Origin of the sequence: Amycolatopsis sp. NBC_00355 (assembly GCF_036104975.1) — a bacterium.
Taxonomy (GTDB): domain Bacteria; phylum Actinomycetota; class Actinomycetes; order Mycobacteriales; family Pseudonocardiaceae; genus Amycolatopsis.
In genome coordinates this window covers 1,224,269-1,232,811 of the sequence record NZ_CP107982.1, presented here as the reverse complement: position 1 = coordinate 1,232,811, position 8,543 = coordinate 1,224,269, and the positions used below count along the sequence as shown (strand labels likewise).

1 protein-coding gene is annotated in these 8,543 nt (G+C 74.6%); it reads right to left on the bottom strand.

Annotation, left to right across the window (positions count from 1 at the left end):
- Positions 1-8,397 carry a type I polyketide synthase gene (locus OHS18_RS05040; protein WP_328616112.1) on the bottom strand — a complete coding sequence of 2,799 codons (8,397 nt, stop codon included), beginning with the start codon at positions 8,395-8,397 and terminating at the stop codon, positions 1-3.
- Positions 8,398-8,543: the final 146 nt, after the last annotated feature.

Below are 8,543 nucleotides of genomic sequence, written 5' to 3'. Positions count from 1 at the left end.
TCACGAGATCCCGAACTCCTTGCCGAGCAGGTCGAACATTTCGTCGTCCGAGGCCGCGAGGACGACGTCGCCGGCGACGCGGTCGGACCGCATCCCGTCGAGCAGCCCGTGCAGCCGTCGGGTGAGGTCGTCCTTGCGGATGTCACTGAGCTGGGCGCCCGCCAGCGCCCGTTCCAGCCGGTCCAGTTCTTCGGTCAGCGGATCGGCCGCGGGCCGGTCCGCCGGCACCAGCTCGGTCCGCAGGTACTGCGCGAGCGCGAGCGGCGTCGGGTGGTCGAAGACGATGCCCTGCGCCAGGTTCAGCCCGGTGCGGCGAGCCAGGAGGTTGCGGAACTCGACCGCGCTCAGCGAGTCGAAGCCCAGGCCGCCGAACTTCGCCTCCGGCTCGATCGCGTCGGGCGAGGAGTGCCCGAGGATCATCGCGGCGGCCGTCCGCACTGCGCGGGACAGCGTGCTGACCCGCTCCGGTTCGGACATCGCGGCGAGTTCGTCCACCAGGGACTCTTCCGTGGATTCCGGTTCGCGCCGCGCGGCCTCGACGGCGGCGCGGGCGGCCGGCACTCCGTCGAGCAGGTGCGTCATCCGCATCAGCGCCATGCCCGGCGCGTAGCGGCTCCAGTCGATGTCGGCGACGGTCAGGGAGACGTCACCGCGGCGCAGGGCCTCGCCGAGGGCGAGGAGCGCGCGTCTCGGCGCGAGGGCCGCGGCGCCACTGCGGCGCATGCGTTCCTGGATCGCCGGGTCGGCGGCCATGCCGACCTCGCCCCAGGCGCCCCAGGCGACCGACGTCGCGGCCAGCCCGGCCCGGGCGCGTTGTTCGGCGAGGGCGTCGAGCACGGCGTTGGCAGCGGCGTAGCTGCCCTGGCCGGGCCCGCCGACGGTGCCGGCGATCGAGGCGAACAACACGAACATGCTCAGGTCGTGGTCCGCGGTCAGTTCGTGCAGATTGAGCGCGGCGGCCGTCTTCGGCCGCAGCACGGTCTCGAAACGGCCCGGGTCGACGGCGTCGACCACGCAGTCGTCGAGCACACCGGCGGCGTGCACCACGCCCCGCAGCGGGAACTCCTCCGGCAGACCGCTGATGAGGCCGGCCAGCGCGGTCTTGTCGGAGACGTCGCAGGCGGCGACGGTCACCCGGGCCCCGGCCGCGGTCAGGTCGTCGGCGAGTTCCCGCGCACCGGGCGCGTCGAGGCCGCGACGGCTGGTGAGGACGATGTGCCCGGCGCCTTCGTCGGCGAGCCAGTGCGCGAGCTTCCCGCCCAGCGCGCCGGTACCACCGGTGACGATGATCGTGCCGTCCTTCGGGACGGCGGCCCGGTCCGGGACCGGCGCTCCGGCCGGGGCGGGGACGAGACGGCGGACGTGCGCGCCACCCGGGCGCAGCGCGAGCTGGTCCTCCTCCCCCGCCGCGGCCAGCGTCGCGGGCAGCCGGGTGAGCGCACGGGGGTCGAAGTCGACGGGCAGGTCGACGAGCCCGCCCCAGCGGCCGGGATACTCCATCGCGGCCACCCGGCCCAGGCCCCAGACGGCGGCCTGCGCCAGGCTCCCGGCCGCGTCGGCCGGGCCGATCCGGACAGCGCCGGTGGTCACGCACCACAGCGGCGCGTCGACCCCGGCGTCGCCGAGGGCCTGGACGAGCGCGGCCGTCGTCGCGAGCCCGGCGGGCACCGACGGCGTGTCGACCGCGGGTTCCTCGTCCAGCGCGAGCAGGGACAGAACCCCCGCCGGGCGCGGAAAACTCTCGAGCAGGGCGGTGATCCGGTCGTGGAGGACGTCGCGGTCCGGGGTGTCGACGACCAGCCGGACGGTGTCGGCGCCGAGCGCGTCCACGATGACGTCGATCCGCTCGTCGCCGTCGAGGGCGGCTGGCACGGCGACCAGCCAGTCTTCGCGACGCGGTGCGGCGGTGGCCGTCAGGGGCTGCCAGTCGACGCGGTAGCGCCAGCCGTCGGTGACCGTGCGGTCCACATGTCCCTTGCGGCGTGCGGAAAGCGCGGGCAGAACGCGGGCGAGTTCGTCGGCGTCGGCGTCGAGTTCCGCGGCCAGTCCGGTGAAGTCGGCGCCGTCGAGGGCGGCCCAGAACTCTTCGTCGCCACCGCTCTCCACCGGCGTCGCGACGGCCGCCGGCTGCGGCCAGAACCGCTCCCCCGCGAACGGGTAGGTCGGCAGGCTGACGCCGCGCGCGTCGGCCCCGGCGAAGAACGCGTCCCAGGCCACGTCGACGCCGTCGGCGTGCAGGCGGGCCAGCGCGGTGACGACGGTCGTCTCTTCGTCGCGGCCCGCCCGCAGCAGCGGCACGAGCAGGGCGTCGTCCAGGGTCTCCGCGGCCATGCCGGACAGCACGCCGTCCGGGCCGACCTCGACGAACCGGGTGACCCCGCGGGCGGCGAGGTCCGCGACGACGTCACCGAACCGGACGGTCTGGCGGACGTGGTCTACCCAGTACTGCGCGGTGGCCAGCAGTTCCCGCTCGGGCCTCCCGGTCACGGCGGACACGACCGCCCGGCGCGGCACACGCAGGTCGAGCCCGGCGACGACCTTCGCGAAGTCGTCCAGCATCGGTTCCATCAACGGCGAGTGGAAGGCGTGGCTGACGGTGATCCGCCGGGCCTTCCCGAAGTGCGCGGCGACGGCTTCGGCGGCCGCTTCGGTCCCGGCGATCACGACGGACGCGGGCCCGTTGATCGCGGCGAGCGAGACGTCCGGGCCGAGCAGCGGCCGCACCTCGTCGGCGCTCGCCCGCAGCGCGATCATCGCGCCGCCCTCGGGCAGCTCCTGCATCAGGCGGGCCCGGGCGGCGACGAGCGTACACGCGTCTTCCAGGGACAGCACCCCGGCGCCGTGCGCGGCGGCGATCTCGCCGATCGAGTGGCCGGCGAAGTGGTCGGCCCGCACGCCCCAGGATTCGATCAGCCGCAGCAGCGCGACTTCCAGCGCGAAGATCGCGGGCTGCGCCCAGCCGGTCGTGTCGAGCAGCTCGGCGTCGTCGCCGAAGACGACGTCGCTCAGTGGCCCCTCGAACTGTGCGCAGACCTCGTCGAAGGCGTCGCGGAAGACCGGGAAGCGGGCGTGCAGGTCGCGGCCCATGCCGAGCCGCTGCGAGCCCTGCCCGGTGAACAGCAGCGCGAGACCGCCGTCGCGGGCCGTACCCTCGACGACGTTCCCGGCCTCGTCACCGGCGGCCAGCGCGGTCAGTCCGGACCGCAGCGCGGCCGGGTCCGCGCCGACGACGACCGCGCGGTGGTGCAGCGCGGCACGGTGAGTCGCGAGGGCGAGGCCAGTGGCGGCGAGCGGCGTGCTGTCCGTTTCGATCAGCCGGGCGGCCTGCGCCTCGAGCGCGGAACGGCTCGCCGCGGACAGCACCCACGGGACGACTGCGGGCTCCGGGTCCGGCTTGCGTGCCGGGGCGGCCGGGGCCTGTTCCAGGACGACGTGGGCGTTCGTACCGCTGACGCCGAAAGCGGAGACGCCGGCGCGGCGCGGGCGTTCGGCGGCGGGCCACGGCGTCGGCTCGGTGACCAGCTCGATGGCGCCGGTCGTCCAGTCCACATGGGACGACGGGGCGTCGACGTGCAGGGTCGGCGGTACGACGCCGTGCCGCATCGCCTGGACCATCTTGATGATCCCGCCGACCCCGGCGGCCGCCTGGGTGTGCCCGATGTTGGACTTGAACGAGCCGAGCAGCAGCGGGTTCTCGCGGTCCTGACCGTAGGTGGCCAGCAGCGCCTGCGCCTCGATCGGGTCGCCGAGAGTGGTCCCGGTGCCGTGTGCTTCGACGACGTCGACGTCCGATGTGGACAGTCCGGCGTCTTCCAGCGCGGCGCGGATCACCCGGCGCTGGGACGGGCCGTTGGGAGCGGTGATGCCGTTGGACGCGCCGTCGGAGTTGACCGCGGAGCCGCGCACCACGGCGAGGACTTCGTGGCCGTTGCGACGCGCGTCGGAGAGGCGTTCGACGACGAGCATGCCGACGCCTTCGGCCCAGCCGGTGCCGTCGGCCGCGTCGGCGAACGCCTTGCAACGCCCGTCCGGGGCGAGGCCGCCCTGCTGGCTGGTGCCGAGGAAGTAGTTGGCGCTGGACATCACCAGCACGCCGCCGACGAGGGCGAGCGAACACTCGCCGCCCCGCAGCGCCTGGCTCGCCAGGTGCAGTGCGACCAGCGACGACGAACAGGCCGTGTCGACGGTCATCGACGGACCTTCGAGGCCCAGCACGTAGGACACCCGGCCGGAGACGGCGCTGGCCGCGTTGCCGAGGCCCGCGTGCGCGCCGACGTCGGCGTCGCTGCCGGCGAGCACACTCGCGTAGTCCTGGCCGTTGGTGCCGACGAACACGCCGGTGGCGCTGGCGCGCAGGCCGAGCGGGTCGATCCCGGCGTCTTCCAGGGCTTCCCACGACGTCTCGAGCACCTGGCGCTGCTGCGGGTCCATGGCGAGGGCCTCGCGGGGCGAGATGCCGAAGAAGGACGCGTCGAAGCGGTCGATCTCGTCGAGGAACCCGCCGTAGGTCGTGGCGGACGCGCCCGCGGCGAGCGAGGCCAGGTCCCAGCCGCGGTCGGCGGGGAACGGGCCGACGGCGTCGTCGCCGTTCGAGACCATGGTCCAGAGGTCGGCCGGGGACCGGACGCCGCCGGGGTAGCGGCAGCTCATGCCGACGATGACGACCGGGTCGTCACCGCGCGCCCGGGTGCGGCGGACCGGGCCGCTGCGCTCGGCTTCCCCGAAGAGGCCGGCGAGCAGCAGCTGCGCGACGTCGGCCGGGGTGGGGTGGTCGAACACGAGCGTGGCCGGCAGGTCCAGGGTCGTCGCGGCGGTCAGGCGGTTGCGGAGTTCGACCGACATCATCGAGTCGAAGCCGAGGTCGGTGAACGGCTGGCCGGTGCCGACGGCGCCGGTGTCGCCGTGGCCGAGCACGGCCGCGACGGTGGTGCGGACCAGGTCTTCGGCCGCGCGGGTGCGGTCGGCCTCGCCGAGGTCGGCCCAGTTCCCGGCCAGCGGGCTGGCGGCGACGCGCGGCACGGGCCCGGCGGCCAGGCCGGACAGATTCGCCAGGCCGGTGCCGCCGGCGAACTCGACCTCACCGGCCACGAACACCGGCCGGTCCGCCGAGTCGAGCAGGGCCAGGCTCACGGATGCGTCGCCGAGCGGCGCCACCCGCAGCCGCAGCCGGGTCACGCCCTGGGCGTGCAGGGAAACGCCGCGCCAGACCCGGGGCTCCGGGGCGGGCTCACCGTCGGCGACGCAGGCGCGCAGCGCTTCGCCGAGCAGCAGCGGATGGAGGTCGAAGTGGCCATCGAGGGTGTCCGGCAGGGTGATGTCCGTGCGGTACGCGCCTTCGGTCAGCACCGCGGGTTCCGGGCCGGGGCCGGCGGCGAGGGTGCCGGTGGCGTGGTGGGTCCAGTCCGGCACGTCGGTGCCGGCGGGCGCGCTGTGGACGTCGATCGGGCGGCTGCCGTCGGCCTCGGGCGAGCCGACCCGCACCTGCAGCACGAGGGCGTCGGACGGGCCGAGCACCAGCGGCGTGGTGAGCGTCAGCTCGGCGATCTCCGGGCAGCCGAGGTTGCGGGCCGCACGCAGGGCGAGTTCGAGGAATCCGTTGCCGGGGAAGGTGATCCGGCCGTCGTCCAGGTGCGCCGCCAGCCACGGCTGTGTGGCCAGCGAGAGCGTGCCGGTGAGCAGGGACTCGGTCGTCCCGGCGACGTCGAGGGCGGCGCCGAGCAGCGGGTGGCGGACGGCGGCGAGACCGAGCCCGGCGGCGTTGCCGGCGCGGACGGTGAGCGTCGGCCAGTAGCGTTCGCGTTGGAACGGGTAGGTGGGCAGGTCGACCAGGCGGGCCCCGGGGAGCACGGCCGTCCAGTCGACGGTGCCGCCGCCGACGTGCAGTGCGGCGAGCCCGGTGACCAGCGTGGTGTCCTCGTCGTGGTCGCGGCGGGACAGGGGTACGACGACGGCCGCGTCGACCAGGCCGGACAGCACGGCGTCCGGGCCGATCTCGGCGAACCGCGTCACGCCGGCTTCGGTGAGCCGCGACAGGGCGTCGCCGAAGCGGACGGTGTCGCGGACCTGCCGGACCCAGTACTCCGGGTCGGTGACGTCGCCGGCCGAGACGACCGGGACGCGCGGGGCGGCGAAGGCGAGTTGGGCGACGACCTGGCGGAACTCGTCCAGCATCGGCTCCATCAGGACCGAGTGGAAGGCGTGCGAGACGCGCAGGCGGCGGTGCTTGGCGAACTTCGCGGCGACCGCGACGACCGCGTCCTCGACACCGGAGAGCACAACCGACTCCGGGCCGTTGACGGCGGCGATGTCGACGCCGTCCTCCAGCACCAGCTGAACGTCCACTTCGGACGCACGCACGGCGACCATGACGCCGCCTTCGGGCAGGGCGCCCATCAGCCGGGCGCGCGCGGCGACCAGCGTGCAGGCGTCGTCCAGGGTCAGGACCCCGGCGACGTGCGCGGCGGCGATCTCGCCGACCGAGTGCCCGGTGACGTGGTCCGGGCGGACGCCCCACGACTGCAGCAGGCGGGCCAGCGCGACCTCGAAGGCGAACAGCGCGGGCTGCGCGAACTCGGTCCGGTCGATCCGGTCGTCGCCGAGGGCGTCACGCAGGTTCGGGAACTTCTCGACGATCTCGTTGAAAGCGGCCGCGAAGGCCGGGTAGACCTCGGACAGGCGGCGGCCCATGTCCCGGTGCTGGGCGCCTTGGCCGGAGAACAGGAACGCCGTCTCGCCGCGGATCGCGGACGCCGTGGTGACGCCGGGAGCTGCGCCCCTGCCGAGCCAGCCACGCAACGCTTCGCGCAGGGTCGCGGAGTCCGGGCCGACGGCGGCCAGGCCGTGTTCGAACCCGGCGCGCGTCACGGCCGTGGACAGAGCGACGTCGGCGGCGGTTGCGCTGTCGGCCGTCGCGGCGAGAAGGCGCTCGACCTGGGCCCGCAACGCCGTCTCGGAACGGGCCGAAGCGAACCACGCCACGGGACCGGCGGTGGTCGCGGGCTCCACGGGTTCGGGTTCGGGGGCCTGCTCGACGATCGTGTGGGCGTTGGTGCCGCTGACCCCGAACGACGACACCGCCGCGCGGCGCGGCCGGTCGGTCTCCGGCCAGGACACCTGCTCGGTGACCGGGGTGACGGCGCCGGCGGACCAGTCCACCTCGGACGACGGCGTCTCGGCGTGCAGCGTGCGCGGCACTTCGCCGTGGCGGATCGCCATGACCATCTTGATGATCCCGGCGACACCCGCGGCCGCCTGGGTGTGGCCGAAGTTCGACTTGACCGACCCGAGCAGCAGCGGCGTCTCGCGGTCCTTGCCGTAGGTCGCCAGCAGCGCCTGCGCCTCGATCGGGTCGCCGAGCTTCGTGCCGGTGCCGTGGGCTTCCACGACGTCGACGTCGTTCGTCGTCAGGCCGGACGCGGCGAGCGCGGAGCGGATCACGCGTTGCTGCGACGGTCCATTGGGGACGGTCAGGCCGCTGCTGGCGCCGTCGGAGTTCACGGCGGTGCCGCGCAGCACGGCGAGCACCGGGTGGCCGTGGCGCTGGGCGTCGGAAAGCCGTTCCAGGACGAGGATCCCGGCGCCTTCGGACCAGCCGACGCCGTCGGCGCCGTCGGCGAACGCCTTGCAGCGGCCGTCCGGCGCGAGGCCGCCCTGCTTGCTGAACTCCGCGAACGCCTCGGGCGTCGCCATCACCGTAACGCCGCCCGCGAGAGCCAGGGAGCATTCGCCGGAGCGCAGGGACTGCGTCGCCCAGTGCGCGGCGACCAGTGAGGACGAACAGGCCGTGTCGACGGTGACCGAGGCGCCTTCGAACCCGAAGGCGTAGGCGATCCGGCCGGACAGCACGGCGGCGGTGTTGCCGGTGCCGGTGTGCCCTTCGACGGTCTCGCCGGACGCGGCGAGGAGCTTGCCGTAGCTCTGGCCGTTGGTGCCGACGAAGACGCCGGTGCGGCTGCCGCGCAGGCTCGCGGGGACGATCCGGGCGCGTTCGAGGGCCTCCCAGGTGACCTCCAGCAGCACCCGCTGCTGCGGGTCCATGGCGAGGGCCTCGCGCGGGGAGATGCGGAAGAACCCGGCGTCGAAGCGGTCGGGCTCGTCGACGAAGCCGCCGCGCCAGGCGTCGACGTCACCGAGGCTGACGGTGCTGCGGTCGACGCCGGCGAGCAGCGCGTCCCAGCCGCGGCCCGCGGGCAGCGGCCCGATCGCGTCGGTGCCGGCCGCGACGAGGTCCCACAGCTGCTCCGGCGAACAGACGCCGCCGGGGAACCGGCAGCCGATCCCGATCACGGCGATCGGCTCGGTCGCGGCCGTCTCGAACTCGCGCACGCGCTGCCGGGACCGGTGCAGGTCGGCGGTGACGCGCTTGAGGTAGTCACGAAGCTGGCTCTCGCTAGCCATCCTGGCCTCTCGGTGTCGTCCGGACGGGTCCGGCGGCGCCGGATCCCGGGGCCGGGTCCGGATTCCGCATCGCGTGATTCAAACCCACCCCGCGCCCGCAAACCCTTAGTCTTTCCGGCCGCACCCGGCGGCCACACCGGCCAACA

Coding starts and splice junctions, on each gene's coding strand:
- OHS18_RS05040 (WP_328616112.1), bottom strand. CDS start 8,397: ATGGCTAGCGAGAGCCAGCTTCGTGACTACCTCAAGCGCGTCACCGCC.